We start from the raw sequence: 15,228 nt of genomic DNA on the forward strand, positions 1-15,228 counted from the left end.
CAAAAGTTGCGGGCGTCCTTCGGGGCGCCCGTTTTGTTTCCGCCCGCCAGGCCTGCTCTCACCTGGCCCAGATCAAACATTGATGTTGGCACGGCGGGTACACTGGCCTGACGTGAGTGTGTCTGGAATGCCCAATGTCATTTGCCTCCGCCTTAAACAACCTGCAACAGCAGCTTCGCGCTGTCACCGCATCTCAACCGGGTTTTCTGCGTCTGTCGGCGACGGTCACCGATCCTTCCGATGGCTTAGCCTGGCTGGACGCGCAGCCCGTATGGCCAAAGTTTTACTGGCAGCACCGCGGCGGCGAGCAAACGCTGATGGCGCTGGGCGAGGTTCAGCGCGCAGAGACGCTTCAGCAGGCCAGTCAGCTTCTGCGCGCGCTGCCGGCCGAAGGCTGTCTGGTGGGATCCAATGAATTTGCGCTACAGCATTGCTGTCTGTTCCTGCCACGCGTGTTATTGCGGGGCAACACCCTCAGCGTGTTCCTGCACGGTGTGCTGCGGGAAGATGCCCAGGCCGCGATCGGGCTGATCGTTAGCCTGCTGCCGGCACACCCTTTTGAGTCTCTTCCGCAACGGCTGAGCGCCTGCCAACACTTTCCGGATTCTGGCGGCTGGCAGCAGCAGGTTGCGGCGGCGCTTGCCGCGATTCGTCAGGGCGATCTGGATAAGGTGGTGCTGGCGCGGGCCACCGATTTACACTTCACCCAGGCGGTTAATGCGGCCGCACTGCTTGATGCCAGCCGTCAGGCCAACCGCCACTGCTATCACTTTATGCTGGCGATCTCGCCGCAGCAGGCGTTTGTCGGCTCCAGTCCCGAACAGCTTTTCCATCGACATGGGCTGGCGCTTAATACGGAGGCGCTGGCCGGAACCTGCGCGAACGCCAGCGACGCGCATCTGGCGCAGCAGCTGGGCGACGCGCTGTTAAACGATGAAAAGAACCGCCGGGAAAATGGCCTGGTGGTGGAAGATATCTGCCAGCGCCTGGAGTCGATTACGTCGGGTCTGGATGTGTCCCCGGCCCACGTTGTGCGGCTGCGTAAGGTGCAGCATCTTAAGCGCGAGATTCAAGGGCAGCTTTATCAGCAGGACGATATGGCGCTGCTGCAACGGCTGCAGCCTACCGCGGCGGTCGCCGGATTGCCGCGCCAGCCCGCTCAGCAGTTTATTCGCCAGCACGAACCGTTTTCACGCGGCTGGTATGCCGGATCGGTCGGCTGGTTATCGGCAGCAGAAAGTGAGTTTGCGGTGGCGCTGCGTTCGGCGCAGGTGTCAGGCAACAGCGTGCGATTGTATGCCGGGGCGGGGATCGTGGCCGGTTCAGAGGCCAGCCTTGAGTGGCAGGAGATCAATCAGAAGGCTGCCGGCCTGGCAAGCCTGCTCGGCGTGGAAATAGCGAGCGGATCCTGCCCCAAATCAAAATGACGACGCGGTGGCTCTTTTATACTGCCTGCCTGCTTTGGTCAGGAGTGGGCTATGTCACACAGTACCTTCAACCGCCGCTGGGCCGGCGTGATCCTTGAAGCGGTTTCACGCCATCAGGTTAAGCATGTCTGCATCGCGCCAGGTTCCCGTTCTGCACCGCTGACGCTGGCGGCCGCCAGCCGGGAAAAACTGATTTGCCACACCCACTTTGATGAACGCGGTCTCGGGCATCTGGCGCTGGGTCTGGCCAAATCGACCGGCCAGCCGGTGGCGATTATCGTCACCTCCGGTACTGCCGTTGCCAACCTCTATCCTGCCATTATTGAAGCCCGCCTGACCGGTGAGCGGCTGATTATCCTCAGCGCCGACCGACCCGCAGAATTACTTGATTGCGGCGCCAACCAGGCCATCGATCAAACCGGGCTGTTTGCCAGCCACGCCGTTTCCCTGAACCTTCCCCGTCCGACGCCCGATATTGCCGCCAGCTGGCTGGTATCTGCCATTGACTCGCTGCTCGGCCAGCAGGAATGTGGTGCCGTGCAGATTAACTGCCCGTTTGCGGAACCTTTGTATGGCGGCGATCCGGAGGCGTATCAGCACTGGCAGGAGGCGTTGGGTGACTGGTGGCAGGATGACGTTCCCTGGTTACAGCAGGTCGCCGCCCGAGCGACACCCGTAATGCCGGAATGGTTGCGCTGGCGTCAGGCGCGCGGCGTGGTGATTGCCGGGAAAATGTCGCCGCAAGAGGGCATTGCCGTGGCCCGCTGGGCCAGCGAGTTGGGCTGGCCGCTGATTGCCGATGTGCAGTCCCACTGCGGTCAGCCGCTGCCTGCTGCGGAGATCTGGTTGCAGCATCCGCAGGCAATTGAGTGGCTTTCAGCGGCGCAAATTGTGGTGCAGTTTGGCAGCCACCTGACCGGTAAAGCGTTATGCCGCTGGCTGGCGACAGCGAAACCTGAGCAGTTCTGGCTGATTGAAGCCATGCCGCCGCGGCGCGATCCGGCGAATCACCGTGGCAGCCGCATCGTGGCCAATATCCGCCAGTGGCTGGCAGCGCATCCTGCGTCGCCTCAGTCGGCCTGGTGCCCGGCGCTGGCCGATCGGGTGAAGACACTGTCCGCCAGCCTTCACCCACCGTTGTTTAGCGAAGCCGGGCTGGCAGCTAACCTGGCCGCTTTGCTACCCGAACAGGGCGTATTGTTTCTCGGTAACAGCCTGACTATCCGGCTGGTGGATGCTTTTGCCCAGCTGCCGCCGGGCTATCCGGTGTTTGCCAACCGTGGCGCCAGCGGCATCGACGGATTGCTGGCCACCGCCGCCGGGGTTCAGCGCGGCAGCAGAAAACCGCTGCTGGCGATCGTCGGAGACATCTCGGCCCTTTACGACCTGAACAGCCTGGCGCTGTTGCGGCAGGCCAGCGCGCCGGTGGTGCTGATCGTCATCAACAACGCGGGCGGCCAGATATTTTCGCTGCTGCCAACGCCCGAAGCGGAAAGAGAGCGCTTCTTTTTAATGACGCAGCAGGTCGATTTTGCCGCCGCCGCGCAGCTGTTTGGGCTCGACTTTCACCGGCCCGCTAACGGCCAGGAACTGATCGCGGCGATAGAACAAGGCTGGCGAGGACAGGCAACGCTGATTGAACTGCAGGTGGATAGCGCCGAAGGCGCGCTGACCCTGGCCGCTGCTGGGATGGGGGACTGTCGATGATCCTGCATGCCTGCTGGCAGGGTAAGCGTCGACCCGATCGGCCGGTGCTGGTCTGGCTGCACGGTTTGCTGGGAAGCGCCAGAGACTGGCAGCCGGTGCAGTCGCTGCTGGCGGACTGGCCGCAGCTGGCGATCGACCTGCCGGGGCACGGAGGATCGCAGGCCCATCCGGTCGGCGGCTTTGAATCGCTTTCCGAAAGCATTAAACAGACGCTGCGCCGTTATCACGTCGGGCGTTACTGGCTGATAGGGTATTCGCTGGGCGGTCGGGTAGCGCTGTATCACGCCTGCCGCCATGCCGGTTCAGCGCTGCAGGGACTGGTGGTTGAAGGGGCGCATTTTGGCCTGAACGACCCGGCACAACGGCAGCAGCGGCAGGCGCAGGATGCCCGTTGGGCAGAAGACTTTCGCACTTTGCCGTTAGCGCAAACGCTTGATGCCTGGTATCGCCAACCCATTTTTGCCGGACTCACCGGGCAGCAACGGGCCGCGCTGATCGCCGCGCGTAGCGGTAATCACCCCGCAGCGATCGCCGCGATGCTGCAGGCAACCTCACTCTCTCAGCAGCCCTGTTTACTGGCCGAACTGCGTCATTTACAGCGGCCCTTCAGCTATTTCTGCGGCGAGCGCGACCAAAAATTCCGCCAGCTTGCCCAACAGGCTTCACTTCCCTGTACCCCGATTCCTGCGGCGGGCCATAACGCTCACCGTGAAAATCCTGTCGCCTTTGCCGGACTGCTGGCACAGCGGCTTCATTCTGAGGAGCACTGATGATTTATCCCGACGACGACCTGCTTTATGCCCCGGTTGAGTGGCAGGACTCTGCGCAGCCTTTCAGCGATATTCGCTATCACAAATCCACGGATGGCATCGCCAAAATCACCCTTAATCGCCCCGAAGTACGCAATGCCTTCCGGCCACAGACGGTGAAAGAGCTGATGATCGCCCTGAATGATGCCCGACACGACGAGCAGGTTGGGGTGATTGTGTTGACCGGTGAGGGAGACGAGGCCTTCTGCGCCGGTGGCGATCAGAAAGTACGCGGCAACTACGGCGGCTATCAGGATGAGTCCGGCGTGCATCACCTGAACGTGCTGGATTTTCAGCGGCAAATCCGCACCTGCCCCAAACCGGTAGTGGCGATGGTGGCGGGCTATGCGGTGGGCGGCGGCCATGTGCTGCATATGCTCTGCGATCTGACTATTGCGGCGGACAATGCCCGGTTCGGTCAGACCGGACCAAAGGTCGGTTCGTTTGACGGCGGCTGGGGCGCGGCCTATATGGCGCGCATTGTCGGGCAGAAGAAGGCGCGCGAAATCTGGTTCCTGTGCCGGATGTACAATGCGCAGCAGGCGCTGGAGATGGGTCTCATCAATACCGTGGTGCCGTTAGCCGATCTGGAAAAGGAAACGGTGCGCTGGTGCCGTGAAATGCTGCAAAACAGTCCGATGGCGCTGCGCTGTCTGAAGGCGGCGCTGAATGCCGATTGCGATGGCCAGGCCGGGTTGCAGGAGCTGGCCGGTAACGCCACCATGCTGTTTTATATGACCGAAGAAGGGCAGGAAGGGCGCAACGCGTTCAACCAGAAGCGTCAGCCAGACTTCAGTCAATTTAAGCGCAATCCCTGATGCGCCGCGCGGTGGTGTATGGCTGGGAAATTCCGCTGGAAGCCGGCGTGGTGCTGCGCGACCGCCGGCTAAAAACCCGTTCAGGCTTGCTGGTCAGGCTGACGGAGGCGGGCCGCGAAGGCTGGGGCGAAATCTCGCCGCTGCCGGGGTTCAGCACCGAGTCGCTCGATGACGCCCGGCATGCCACGCTGGTCTGGCTGGCAGCCTGGTGTCGGGGCGAAAATCAGGCGGACTGTCCTTTGCCGTCGGTGGCGTTCGGTCTGAGCTGTGCGCAGGCAGAACTGGGCGGTCAGCTGCCGGAGGAGGGCAACTTTAACAGTGCGCTGCTGTGTGTGGGCGATCCCGACGAACTCTTTCTGCGCCTGCAGCAACAGGCCGAGCCGCTGGCGAAAATGAAGGTTGGCCTGTACGAGGCGGTACGCGACGGCTTGATGGTTAATCTGCTGCTGGAAGCCCTGCCTGCGCTCACGTTAAGGCTGGATGCCAACCGTAGCTGGAGCCTGGAGAAAGCGCTGACCTTCGCGCGTTATGTGCCTGAACAGCTGCGTTCCCGTATCGCTTTCCTCGAAGAACCCTGCCGCGATCGGCAGGATTCCAGGCGTTTTGCCGCTGAAACCGGTATTGCCATCGCCTGGGATGAAAGCACCCGCGAAGCCGGCTTCCAGCCACGGGCAGAAGCGCAGGTCAGCGCCGTGATCCTTAAACCCACGCTGCTCGGCAGCCTGCAGAAAGTGCGCGCGATAGCGCAACAGGCACAGCAGGCCGGATTAACGGTGGTGATCGGTTCGTCTCTGGAGTCGAGCCTCGGCCTGACGCAGCTGGCACGCATCGCACACGGGTTAACGCCCGGCACCACGCCGGGGCTGGATACCTTGAATCTGATGCATCATCAGCTGGTGCGCCGCTGGCCGGGCTGCGAACTGCCGCTAATCGCTTCAGGCGCGTTGGAGCTGATATGGCAGCATTAAGCGACTGGCCGTGGCGGCACTGGGCAAAGCTTCAGCCTGATGAACCCGCATTGATCCTTCAGGATGCCGCGCTCAGCTGGTCGCAGCTGGCCAGGCAAATCGACCAGCTTGCCACTGGATTGATGCAGCAGGGCGTCCGCAGCGGATGTGGCGTGGTGCTGAGGGCGCGTAACAGCCAGCCAGCGTTGCTGGCATATCTGGCCCTGCTGCAGTGTGGCGGGCGGGTGATACTGCTTAATCCTCAACTCCCCGCGACGCAACTGGCGGTGATTCTTACTGCATTGAACGCTGATTTCGCCCTGTCGCTGGACGGTGAACCTGTGGCGGACATGGTCCCGTTGCGGTGGGTCGTTGCCAACGGATCGCCACGGCATCAATGGGACGATCGGCTGATCGCCACGCTCACCTTAACCTCCGGCTCCTGCGGGCAGCCTAAAGCGGCAGCGCATACCTTTGCGGCGCACCTTGCCAGCGCGGCAGGGGTGGTGGACGCGATGAATTTTACCCGGCAGGACCGCTGGCTGCTCTCTTTGCCGCTGTTTCATGTTTCCGGCCAGGGCATTGTCTGGCGCTGGCTACGGCGCGGGGCGGGCCTGGTGCTGGCGGATGGCCTCGCGTTGCCCCAGGCGCTGGAACACTGCACCTTTGCCTCGCTGGTGCCGACCCAGCTCTGGCGCCTGCTGCAACAGCCAGAGCTTCCGGGCCGTTTGCGCAATGTGCTGCTGGGCGGCGCGGCAATCCCGCAGAGCTTAACGCAACAGGCAGAGGCGCGCGGCATTGCCTGCTGGTGTGGCTACGGCCTGACCGAAACCGCCTCGACGGTGGCGGCAAAGCGGGCCGATAAGCGAAGTGGCGTAGGGCTGGCGTTGGCAGGGCATCAGATCAGGATCAGAAACGGCGAGGTGCAGCTGAAATCACCGGCGCTGGCCTGTGGCTACTGGCATGATGGCGAACTGTTGCCTTTAACCGATGCGGACGGCTGGTTTGCCAGCAGAGATGGCGGGCACCTTGAACAGGGTGAACTGGTATTAACCGGACGGCTGGATAACCAGTTTTTCTCGGCAGGTGAGGGGATCCAGCCGGAGCAGATTGAGTCACTGTTGATGTCACATCCGGCGGTCAGCCAGGCGTTTATCGTGCCGCGCGAGGATCGGGAGTTTGGTCAGCGACCTGTGGCGCTGGTGGCGCTGACGGCGGATTTACCGTTGACAGCATTAGCCGAATGGGCAAAAGGGCGGCTGGCCGGATTTCAGCGTCCGGTAAGCTGGTATCCGTTGCCCGAGCTGGATAGCGGCGGCATCAAGCTTTCCCGTCAGCGCTTAACGCAATGGGTCGCTCAGCAGGAAAAAGGGCGGCAGTAAGCCGCCCCTGTCCGGTTACTTCAGCGCGTTAAGCGCCTGCTCAACGCCCGCGCCGTAGGCCGGATCGACCTGATGGAACAGGGCAATCTGCCGCTGCTGGATAAACTCAGGGATGTGGATCAGCTCACCGGCGATACGTTTAAACATGCGCTGATGCTCTTCTTCCCCAATCAGATTAAACAAAGCGCGTGGCTGGGTGAAATAGTCTTCATCTTCGCGATGGTTCCAGTGATCCGCCGCGCCTTCCAGTGACAACGGTGGCTCGCTGTAATCCGGCTGCTCCTGGAAGACGTTAAAGCTGTTTGGCTCATAGGTTGCGCCGTTGCCGCTATTGCCATCAACGCGCATCGCGCCATCGCGGTGATAATTGTGGAACGGGCATTTGGGCGCATTCACCGGGATCTGGTGGTGGTTGACGCCCAGACGATAGCGGTGCGCATCGCCGTAGGAGAACAGACGGCCCTGCAACATGCGGTCTGGCGAGAAACCAATGCCTGGCACCACGTTGGCCGGGCTCATGGCAACCTGTTCCACTTCGGCAAAGTAGTTATCCGGGTTGCGGTTCAGCTCAAATTCACCCACTTCAATCAGCGGATAATCGGCATGCGGCCAGACTTTGGTCAGGTCGAAAGGATTGTAAGGCGTTTGCGACGCTTCATCTTCCGGCATGATCTGCACAAAGAATTTCCAGCGCGGGAAGTTGCCTTGCTCAATCGCGTCAAACAGATCGCGCTGGGAGCTTTCCCGATCCTGGCCAATCAGCAACGCCGCTTCGTCATCCATCAGGTTCTGAATACCCTGTTCGCAACGCATATGGAATTTAACCCAAAAGCGCTGCTGCTGGTCGTTAATAAAGCTGTAGGTATGGCTGCCAAAGCCGTGAATATGACGATACGAGGTCGGCAGGCCACGGTCGCTAAAGTCGATGGTCAGCTGATGCAGCGATTCAGGGAGCTGGGAGAAGAAGTCCCATTTGTAGGTTGGGTTACGCAGGTTGGTGCGCGGATCGCGCTTCACCACATGGTTCAGATCCGGGAATTTCATCGGGTCGCGTAAGTAGAACACCGGCGTGTTGTTACCGACCAAATCCCAGTTGCCTTCTTCGGTATAAAACTTTAACGAGAAGCCACGAATATCGCGTTCGGCATCGGCACCACCGCGTTCACCTGCCACCGTGGAAAAACGCATAAACAGCTCGGTCTGTTTGCCCACTTCAGCGAAGATTTTTGCCCGGCTGAAGGCGGTGATATCCTGGGTGACGGTGAAGGTGCCGTAAGCGCCCGACCCTTTGGCGTGCATGCGGCGTTCCGGGATCACTTCGCGGTCAAAATGCGCCAGCTTCTCTAAGAACCAGACATCCTGTAACAGCATTGGGCCACGGCGGCCAGCGGTCATCGAATTATTATTATGGGCGACGGGTGCGCCAGCAGCGGTGGTCAGTCCTTTTTTGCTCATCGGGCGTCTCTCTCTGGTTAATGTTAGTTTAAAGATCAAAAAACAGTTATCAATCGGCTATTCCTATTATCAGCGCCATTGTGCCCCGTTCGTCCGCTGCCCGACAATCTGGCTCTGGCTATTGCTGCCATCTCTGAAACACAACTTATTGGAAAAGAGCATTGTGTTTATCTGGGTGTGTTCATACAGTTAACGTTCGCTGCCCGAACTGGAGATAAAAATGATAAGAGTGGAAATGCTCGCGACTGGCGATGAAGTCCTGCACGGTCAGATTGTGGATACCAATGCGGCCTGGCTGGCTGGCGTACTGTTTGAGAACGGCCTGCCGATGACCAGTCGCCAGACCCATGGCGACAATCTTGATGAGCTGGTTAACGTGCTGATCGAGCGCAGCAAAGTGGCCGATGTGCTGATCGTTAACGGTGGGTTAGGGCCGACCAGTGACGACCTGAGCGCGGTTGCCGCCGCCAAAGCGGCAGGCGTCAAGCTGGTGATGCACGAAGAGTGGCTGGTGAAGATGGAAGCCTTCTTTGCCGGGCGTGGCCGCAAAATGGCAGCCAGCAACCGCAAGCAGGCCGAAATCCCCGAAGGTGCCGAGATGCTGGATAATCCGGTGGGCACCGCCTGTGGCTTCGCGATGCAGCTGAACCGCTGCTGGATGTTCTTCACCCCTGGCGTACCGTCCGAATACAAGGTGATGGTCGAGGAACAGATTTTGCCGCGCCTGAAAGCGCGCTTTGAGCTGCCCGAGCCGCCGGTGTGCCTGCGCCTGACCACCTTTGGCCGTGGCGAGAGCGACCTGGCAGAAGAAATCGAGCCGCTGCCGATCCCGGATGGCGTGGTGATGGGTTATCGCGCGTCGATGCCCATCATTGAGCTGAAGCTGAACGGTCCGGCCTCCAAACTGCCGGAGATGGAAACCTTCTGGCAGCAGGTGCGTGAAATCGCCGGCGAGAGCATGATCTTTGAAGGATTCGAAGGCCTGCCGGCACAGCTTTCCCGTCGTCTGAAAGAGAAGGGCTACACGCTGGCCATCAGCGAGCAGTTCACCGCCGGACTGTTGCAGTGGCAGATGGCGTCGGTCGACGCGCCGTTAGCGGCCGGTAACGTGCTTCCCGCGCGCGAAGAATCTCTTCAGACGTTGCTTGAGCGCAGCAAACAGCTGGCCGCCGAATCCGCAGCAAGTCTGTCGCTGATTGTCGGTGGGCTACAGGATGAAAAGCTGGGGTTTGCGCTGCATACGCCGGAAGGCAGCTGGGCGCAGGGCGTGAAGTTTAACGTCAACCGCCATGGGCTGAAATCCCGCCAGGATGTGGTGGCAATGATGGCGCTGAATATGCTGCGCCGCTGGATGAACGGCATGGAAGTGTCGACCGGTCACGGCTGGATTGATGTGGTGGAAACGCTGAAAGGGTGAATGAAGACAGATGGGGCGGGATGATCGCCCCCTGTATCAGGCATTAGAACGGGCTTTAACGCGCTACATTTCCAGTTCGATATCGCCGTTGGCTTTACAGCAGCAGGGCAGGATTTCGTCATGCTGAACGAAGGCCAGCGGTTTCGCGGTATAACACACTTCGCCTTTCAGTAGCCGGGTACGGCAGGAGCCGCAATAGCCTTCCCGGCACTGATATTCCACGCAGACCTGATGCGCTTCAAGCGCATCCAGCAGCGAAGGGTGTTCATTCTTACAATGCAGCTGCGTGCCGGAAGCACGCAGGATAATCATCGAACCCGCCATCTTACAGCTGGAAATCGTCGAAGTCGTTTTCGCCCACTTCGGAGTCAATCTGACCCACAAGGTAAGAGCTCACTTCCACTTCCTGCGGTGCCACCTGAACGTTGTCAGACACCAGCCAGGAGTTAATCCATGGGATTGGGTTTGAACGCGTCTTGAACGGCAGATCCAGACCTACTGCGTGCATGCGGATGTTGGTGATGTACTCAATGTACTGGCACAGGATGTCTTTGTTCAGGCCGATCATCGAGCCGTCGCGGAACAGGTATTCTGCCCACTCTTTCTCTTGCTGCGCGGCCAGCACGAACAGGTCGTAGCACTCCTGGCGGGATTCACGGGCAATCTCTGCCATCTCCGGATCGTCTTCGCCGCTGCGCAGCAGATTCAGCATATGCTGCGTGCCGGTCAGGTGCAGCGCTTCGTCACGGGCGATCAGCTTGATGATTTTGGCGTTACCTTCCATCAGCTCACGCTCAGCGAACGCGAATGAACAGGCAAAGCTGACGTAGAAGCGGATCGCTTCCAGCGCGTTGACGCTCATCAGGCAGATATACAGCTGCTTTTTCAGCGCGCGCAGGTTAATGGTGATGCTTTTGCCGTTGACCTGATGCGTGCCTTCACCCAGCAGATGCCAGTAGCTGGTCATCTCGATCAGATCGTCGTAGTAGCCAGAGATATCTTTGGCGCGCGACAGGATCTGCTCGTTGGTGACGATATCGTCGAACACAATCGCCGGATCGTTGACGATGTTACGGATAATGTGGGTGTAAGAGCGCGAGTGGATGGTTTCCGAGAACGCCCAGGTTTCTATCCAGGTTTCCAGCTCCGGGATCGAGATCAGCGGCAGCAGCGCCACGTTCGGGCTACGTCCCTGAATCGAATCCAGCAGCGTCTGATACTTCAGGTTGCTGATGAAGATGTGTTTTTCATGGTCTGGCAGACCCTGATAATCGATGCGGTCGCGTGAGACGTCCACTTCTTCCGGGCGCCAGAAGAACGACAGCTGCTTTTCGATCAGCTTTTCAAAGATGTCATATTTCTGCTGGTCGAAACGGGCGACGTTAACCGACTGACCGAAGAACATCGGTTCATCCAGCTGGTTGTTTTTGTTTTGCGAGAACGTTGTGTAAGCCATGAATAGTAATCCAGTGAGAGCGGGCCGCGCTACGCGGCCCTGACACATGATTGTGGCGGGCGATGTCTGAACTCATCGCGCCGCAGAGTGTGCTTAGATCTTGCAGGCACCGCTTTCGCAGCCGTCATCCTGAATGGATGGCACCAGATCTTCCTGCGTGTCTTCCGCACCGTCACGGGTGTTCTGGTAGTACAGCGTTTTCACGCCGAACTTGTAGGCGGTCAGCAGATCTTTCAACAGCTGCTTCATCGGCACGCGGCCATTCGCGAAGCGCGTTGGATCGTAGTTGGTGTTAGACGAGATCGCCTGGTCGATAAACTTCTGCATCAGTCCAACCAGCTGCAGGTAACCGTCGTTGTTCGGCATGTCCCACAGCAGCTCGTAGCTGTCCTTCAGGCGCTCGTACTCTGGCACCACCTGACGCAGGATCCCGTCTTTCGACGCTTTGATGCTGATATGACCGCGCGGTGGCTCAATGCCGTTGGTGGCGTTAGAAATCTGCGAAGAGGTTTCAGACGGCATCAGGGCAGACAGCGTGGAGTTACGCAGGCCGTGGGTCTTGATCTGCTCGCGCAGGCCGTCCCAGTCCAGGTGCAGCGGCTCGCTGCTGATCGCATCCAGGTCTTTCTTATAGGTGTCGATAGGCATGATGCCCTGCGCATAGGTGGTTTCGTTGAACCACGGGCAGGCACCTTGCTCTTTCGCCAGCTCGTTTGACGCTTTCAGCAGGTAGAACTGAATGGCTTCAAAGGTGCGGTGCGTCAGGTCATTGGCGCTGCCATCGGAATAACGCACGCCATGCTTGGCCAGGTAGTATGCATAGTTGATCACGCCAATACCCAGCGTACGACGGCCCATTGCGCCGCGTTGTGCCGCAGGAATTGGGTAATCCTGATAATCCAGCAGGGCATCCAGCGCACGAACCGCAAGGGTCGCCAGCTCTTCCAGATCGTCCAGGCTGTTAATCGCACCCAGGTTGAAGGCAGACAGCGTACAAAGCGCGATCTCGCCGTTTTCGTCGTTCACGTCCAGCAGCGGCTTGGTTGGCAGAGCAATTTCAAGGCACAGGTTCGACTGGCGAACCGGGGCAATGGCCGGGTCAAACGGGCTGTGGGTGTTGCAGTGATCGACGTTCTGAATATAGATACGGCCGGTCGAAGCACGTTCCTGCATCATCAGTGAGAACAGGTCGACGGCCTTAACGCGCTGCTTGCGAATCGACGGCTCGTTTTCGTATTTGGTGTACAGGCGCTCGAACTCGTCCTGATCGGCGAAGAACGCGTCGTACAGGCCTGGCACGTCAGACGGGCTGAACAGCGTAATGTCGCCGCCTTTCAGCAGACGGGTGTACATCAGCTTGTTGATCTGTACGCCGTAGTCCATGTGACGAACGCGGTTTCCTTCCACGCCACGGTTGTTTTTCAACACCAGCAGGCTTTCCACTTCCAGGTGCCACATTGGGTAGAACAGCGTCGCTGCTCCGCCACGCACGCCGCCCTGAGAACAGGATTTCACCGCGGTCTGGAAGTGCTTGTAGAACGGAATACAGCCGGTGTGGAACGCTTCGCCGCCACGGATCGGGCTGCCCAGCGCACGAATGCGGCCGGCGTTGATGCCGATACCGGCACGCTGAGAAACGTATTTCACGATCGCGCTGGACGTGGCGTTGATGGAATCCAGGCTGTCGCCGCACTCGATCAGCACGCAAGAGCTGAACTGGCGGGTTGGGGTACGTACGCCGGACATGATTGGCGTCGGCAGCGAAATTTTGAAGGTCGAGATCGCATCGTAGAAACGCTTGACGTAATCCAGACGGGTATCACGCGGATAGCCGGAGAACAGGCAGGCGGCGACCAGGATATACAGGAACTGGGCGCTTTCGTAGATGTCACCGCTGACGCGGTTCTGCACCAGGTATTTACCTTCCAGCTGCTTCACTGCCGCATAGGAGAAGTTCATGTCACGCCAGTGGTCGATAAAGCCGTCCATCTGCTCGAACTCTTCAGCGCTGTAGTCTTCCAGCAGGTGGCGATCGTATTTGCCCATATCGACCATACGCTTCACCTGATCGTACAGCTTCGGCGGTTCAAACTGGCCGTAAGCTTTTTTACGCAGGTGGAAGATCGCCAGGCGTGCAGCCATGTACTGGTAATCCGGCGCGTCACGGGAAATCAGGTCAGCAGCGGATTTGATAACGGTTTCGTGGATATCAGAGGTTCTGATCCCTTCGTAAAACTGGATATGCGAGCGGAGTTCTACTTGTGAGACGGAGACGTTTTGCAGACCTTCTGCAGCCCAGTCAAGCACGCGGTGGATTTTATCGAGGTTGATGCGTTCGGTACGGCCATCGCGTTTGGTGACAAGTAGGCTTTGATTCATGTCGCGTAATATCCTTGAAGGAGAAATCAAACATATCCCCCGTTTATACACAGAATGCTCTTATGTGAGTAACTCTGTGGATAAACACTATATATAGGGGGTAAACGAAGATTGAGTAACAATATGGTGAGTATTTTAGTCATTTATCACCACTCAACAAGGCTTGATTTTCGGAACAAATTACTGAACGGAGCCTGGCATATTTCCTAAGTCCACGTTTCTCAAGGGCCAGGGGCCATGTCAACAGTTTGAAGAAATTTTTAGAAATTTGATCAAGCGCGGGTTTCTTGCTCAGCGCCGAAAACCTGGCGTTTTTTTTGCGTACAAAAAGCCCTGAAGTGACGAAAAATCGCCGCTTCATAACCTTAGAAAAAAAACTTTCATGGCCAACCGGGGTTATCCTGCCGCTGCACCGGCAACGCTGTCCAAAAGGAAAACGATCTGACCTCAGCCTCAGGCTAAGAAATTCTTATGACAGGCAGATTAAGGAAGAAGGGAATTTTACTTAAGGATCAAATGCGCAGAGCAGTTTTACCGCATGCTCTGCGCGGGCCGTCGGCGAAGATTATTCGGCGACAGAGTGGGTGTGCACCATGTAGTTAACGTCAACGCCTGGCGCCAGCTTGAAGCTGTTCATCAGCGGATTGTAATGCAGACCAATCATATGACGTTCGCGCAATGGCGTTTCGTCGACCCAGTTCAACAGCTCGGCAGGGCGGATGAACTTCTTAATGTCATGCGTACCGCGCGGCACCATACGCAGCACGTACTCCGCGCCGATAATCGCCATCAGCCAGGATTTGCTGTTGCGGTTAAGGGTAGAGAAGAACACTTCGCCGCCGGGTTTCACCAGCTTCGCGCAGGCGTGAACCACTGAACGCGGATCCGGCACGTGCTCCAGCATCTCCATGCAGGTCACCACATCGTACTGACCGGCAAACTGTTCGGCGTGCTCTTCTACGGTCTGCTGCACGTAATCGACCTTCACGCCGCTTTCCAGCGCGTGCAGGCGGGCGATTTCTAACGGTTCCGCGCCCATATCCAGCCCAACCACCTCAGCGCCTTCACGCGCCATGCTTTCGGCCAGAATGCCGCCGCCGCAGCCGACATCCAGCACTTTCTTGCCGAACAGGCCGTTGCTGTGCTGGGCAATATAGCCCAGACGAAGTGGGTTAATGCGATGCAGAGGCTTAAATTCGCCTTCCAGATCCCACCAACGGGAAGCCACTGCTTCAAATTTGGCAATTTCGTTATGATCCACGTTAGCCGTGGTGGCGTTTTGTTCAGCCTTCATAGGTCCCTCACTCGCGAAAAGTTTGCGGGCAGTATATCTGTTTTCTCAGAGGAATGTGCACCGCCAGGCGTTCACGATGCCTGAGGCGCATTAAAGCAGCCAAAAAGACGCTTTCCATTCACCACCATGGCTAAAGG

12 protein-coding genes are annotated in these 15,228 nt (G+C 58.6%); 7 read left to right on the forward strand and 5 right to left on the reverse strand.

Features of this window, described 5'->3' with window-relative positions:
• The first annotated feature begins 134 nt into the window (after positions 1-134).
• Genes AC0IXH_RS01795 through menE form a run of 6 tightly spaced genes read left to right on the forward strand, consistent with a single transcriptional unit; the run spans position 135 to position 7,090 of the window.
• Positions 135-1,427 (forward strand): isochorismate synthase, encoded by a 1,293-nt coding sequence (locus tag AC0IXH_RS01795; RefSeq protein WP_013203069.1) that lies wholly within the window; start codon positions 135-137, stop codon positions 1,425-1,427.
• Between the two features lie 51 nt (positions 1,428-1,478).
• Positions 1,479-3,134: a 2-succinyl-5-enolpyruvyl-6-hydroxy-3-cyclohexene-1-carboxylic-acid synthase gene (gene menD, locus AC0IXH_RS01800; RefSeq protein ID WP_338574268.1), complete on the forward strand. Its 1,656-nt coding sequence runs from the start codon at positions 1,479-1,481 to the stop codon at positions 3,132-3,134.
• Positions 3,131-3,904, forward strand: a complete 774-nt coding sequence (menH, locus tag AC0IXH_RS01805) for a 2-succinyl-6-hydroxy-2,4-cyclohexadiene-1-carboxylate synthase (RefSeq protein WP_346566514.1) — start codon at positions 3,131-3,133, stop codon at positions 3,902-3,904. Before menD ends, menH begins: the two co-directional genes overlap by 4 nt.
• Positions 3,904-4,761, forward strand: a complete 858-nt coding sequence (menB, locus tag AC0IXH_RS01810) for a 1,4-dihydroxy-2-naphthoyl-CoA synthase (protein WP_206403914.1) — start codon at positions 3,904-3,906, stop codon at positions 4,759-4,761. The genes menH and menB overlap by 1 nt, the downstream gene beginning before the upstream one ends.
• Positions 4,761-5,729 carry an o-succinylbenzoate synthase gene (gene menC / locus AC0IXH_RS01815; protein ID WP_471719853.1) on the forward strand — a complete coding sequence of 323 codons (969 nt, stop codon included), beginning with the start codon at positions 4,761-4,763 and terminating at the stop codon, positions 5,727-5,729. Before menB ends, menC begins: the two co-directional genes overlap by 1 nt.
• Positions 5,717-7,090, forward strand: a complete 1,374-nt coding sequence (gene menE / locus AC0IXH_RS01820; protein ID WP_471719854.1) for an o-succinylbenzoate--CoA ligase — start codon at positions 5,717-5,719, stop codon at positions 7,088-7,090. The genes menC and menE overlap by 13 nt, the downstream gene beginning before the upstream one ends.
• A 15-nt stretch (positions 7,091-7,105) precedes the next feature.
• Here menE and AC0IXH_RS01825 read toward each other — a convergent pair whose 3' ends face one another.
• The gene (locus AC0IXH_RS01825; protein WP_471719855.1) at positions 7,106-8,545 is read right to left on the reverse strand and encodes a catalase; all 1,440 of its coding nucleotides are present in this window, start codon (positions 8,543-8,545) and stop codon (positions 7,106-7,108) included.
• Between the two features lie 220 nt (positions 8,546-8,765).
• Here AC0IXH_RS01825 and AC0IXH_RS01830 point away from each other — a divergent pair, with 220 nt between their 5' ends.
• On the forward strand, positions 8,766-9,962 hold the full coding sequence (locus AC0IXH_RS01830; protein ID WP_471719856.1) for a nicotinamide mononucleotide deamidase-related protein YfaY: 1,197 nt from the start codon (positions 8,766-8,768) through the stop codon (positions 9,960-9,962).
• Positions 9,963-10,025: 63 nt separating this feature from the next.
• Here the strand turns inward: AC0IXH_RS01830 and yfaE are convergent, their stop codons facing one another.
• From yfaE to ubiG, 4 genes are all read right to left on the reverse strand, one after another.
• A complete protein-coding gene (gene yfaE, locus AC0IXH_RS01835) occupies positions 10,026-10,286 on the reverse strand; it encodes a class I ribonucleotide reductase maintenance protein YfaE (RefSeq protein ID WP_013203061.1) in 261 nt (86 codons plus the stop codon).
• Position 10,287: 1 nt separating this feature from the next.
• Complete coding sequence (nrdB, locus tag AC0IXH_RS01840) at positions 10,288-11,418, reverse strand: class Ia ribonucleoside-diphosphate reductase subunit beta (protein ID WP_013203060.1); 1,131 nt, start codon at positions 11,416-11,418, stop codon at positions 10,288-10,290.
• A 93-nt stretch (positions 11,419-11,511) separates the two neighbouring features.
• On the reverse strand, positions 11,512-13,797 hold the full coding sequence (nrdA, locus tag AC0IXH_RS01845) for a class 1a ribonucleoside-diphosphate reductase subunit alpha (protein WP_013203059.1): 2,286 nt from the start codon (positions 13,795-13,797) through the stop codon (positions 11,512-11,514).
• A gap of 565 nt (positions 13,798-14,362) precedes the next feature.
• Positions 14,363-15,091, reverse strand: coding sequence for a bifunctional 2-polyprenyl-6-hydroxyphenol methylase/3-demethylubiquinol 3-O-methyltransferase UbiG (ubiG, locus tag AC0IXH_RS01850; RefSeq protein ID WP_053144243.1), 729 nt, complete (start codon positions 15,089-15,091; stop codon positions 14,363-14,365).
• Positions 15,092-15,228 lie beyond the last annotated feature (137 nt).

The organism is Erwinia sp. AC075, assembly GCF_979253995.1.

What these genes read in the sequence shown, in the direction of transcription:
- nrdA (WP_013203059.1), bottom strand. Translation starts at nt 13,797, where the DNA reads ATGAATCAAAGCCTACTTGTCACCAAACGCGATGGCCGTACCGAACGC.
- menH (WP_346566514.1), top strand. Translation starts at nt 3,131, where the DNA reads ATGATCCTGCATGCCTGCTGGCAGGGTAAGCGTCGACCCGATCGGCCG.
- menC (WP_471719853.1), top strand. Translation starts at nt 4,761, where the DNA reads ATGCGCCGCGCGGTGGTGTATGGCTGGGAAATTCCGCTGGAAGCCGGC.
- AC0IXH_RS01795 (WP_013203069.1), top strand. Translation starts at nt 135, where the DNA reads ATGTCATTTGCCTCCGCCTTAAACAACCTGCAACAGCAGCTTCGCGCT.
- ubiG (WP_053144243.1), bottom strand. Translation starts at nt 15,091, where the DNA reads ATGAAGGCTGAACAAAACGCCACCACGGCTAACGTGGATCATAACGAA.
- yfaE (WP_013203061.1), bottom strand. Translation starts at nt 10,286, where the DNA reads ATGGCGGGTTCGATGATTATCCTGCGTGCTTCCGGCACGCAGCTGCAT.
- AC0IXH_RS01825 (WP_471719855.1), bottom strand. Translation starts at nt 8,545, where the DNA reads ATGAGCAAAAAAGGACTGACCACCGCTGCTGGCGCACCCGTCGCCCAT.
- menE (WP_471719854.1), top strand. Translation starts at nt 5,717, where the DNA reads ATGGCAGCATTAAGCGACTGGCCGTGGCGGCACTGGGCAAAGCTTCAG.
- menB (WP_206403914.1), top strand. Translation starts at nt 3,904, where the DNA reads ATGATTTATCCCGACGACGACCTGCTTTATGCCCCGGTTGAGTGGCAG.
- AC0IXH_RS01830 (WP_471719856.1), top strand. Translation starts at nt 8,766, where the DNA reads ATGATAAGAGTGGAAATGCTCGCGACTGGCGATGAAGTCCTGCACGGT.
- nrdB (WP_013203060.1), bottom strand. Translation starts at nt 11,418, where the DNA reads ATGGCTTACACAACGTTCTCGCAAAACAAAAACAACCAGCTGGATGAA.
- menD (WP_338574268.1), top strand. Translation starts at nt 1,479, where the DNA reads ATGTCACACAGTACCTTCAACCGCCGCTGGGCCGGCGTGATCCTTGAA.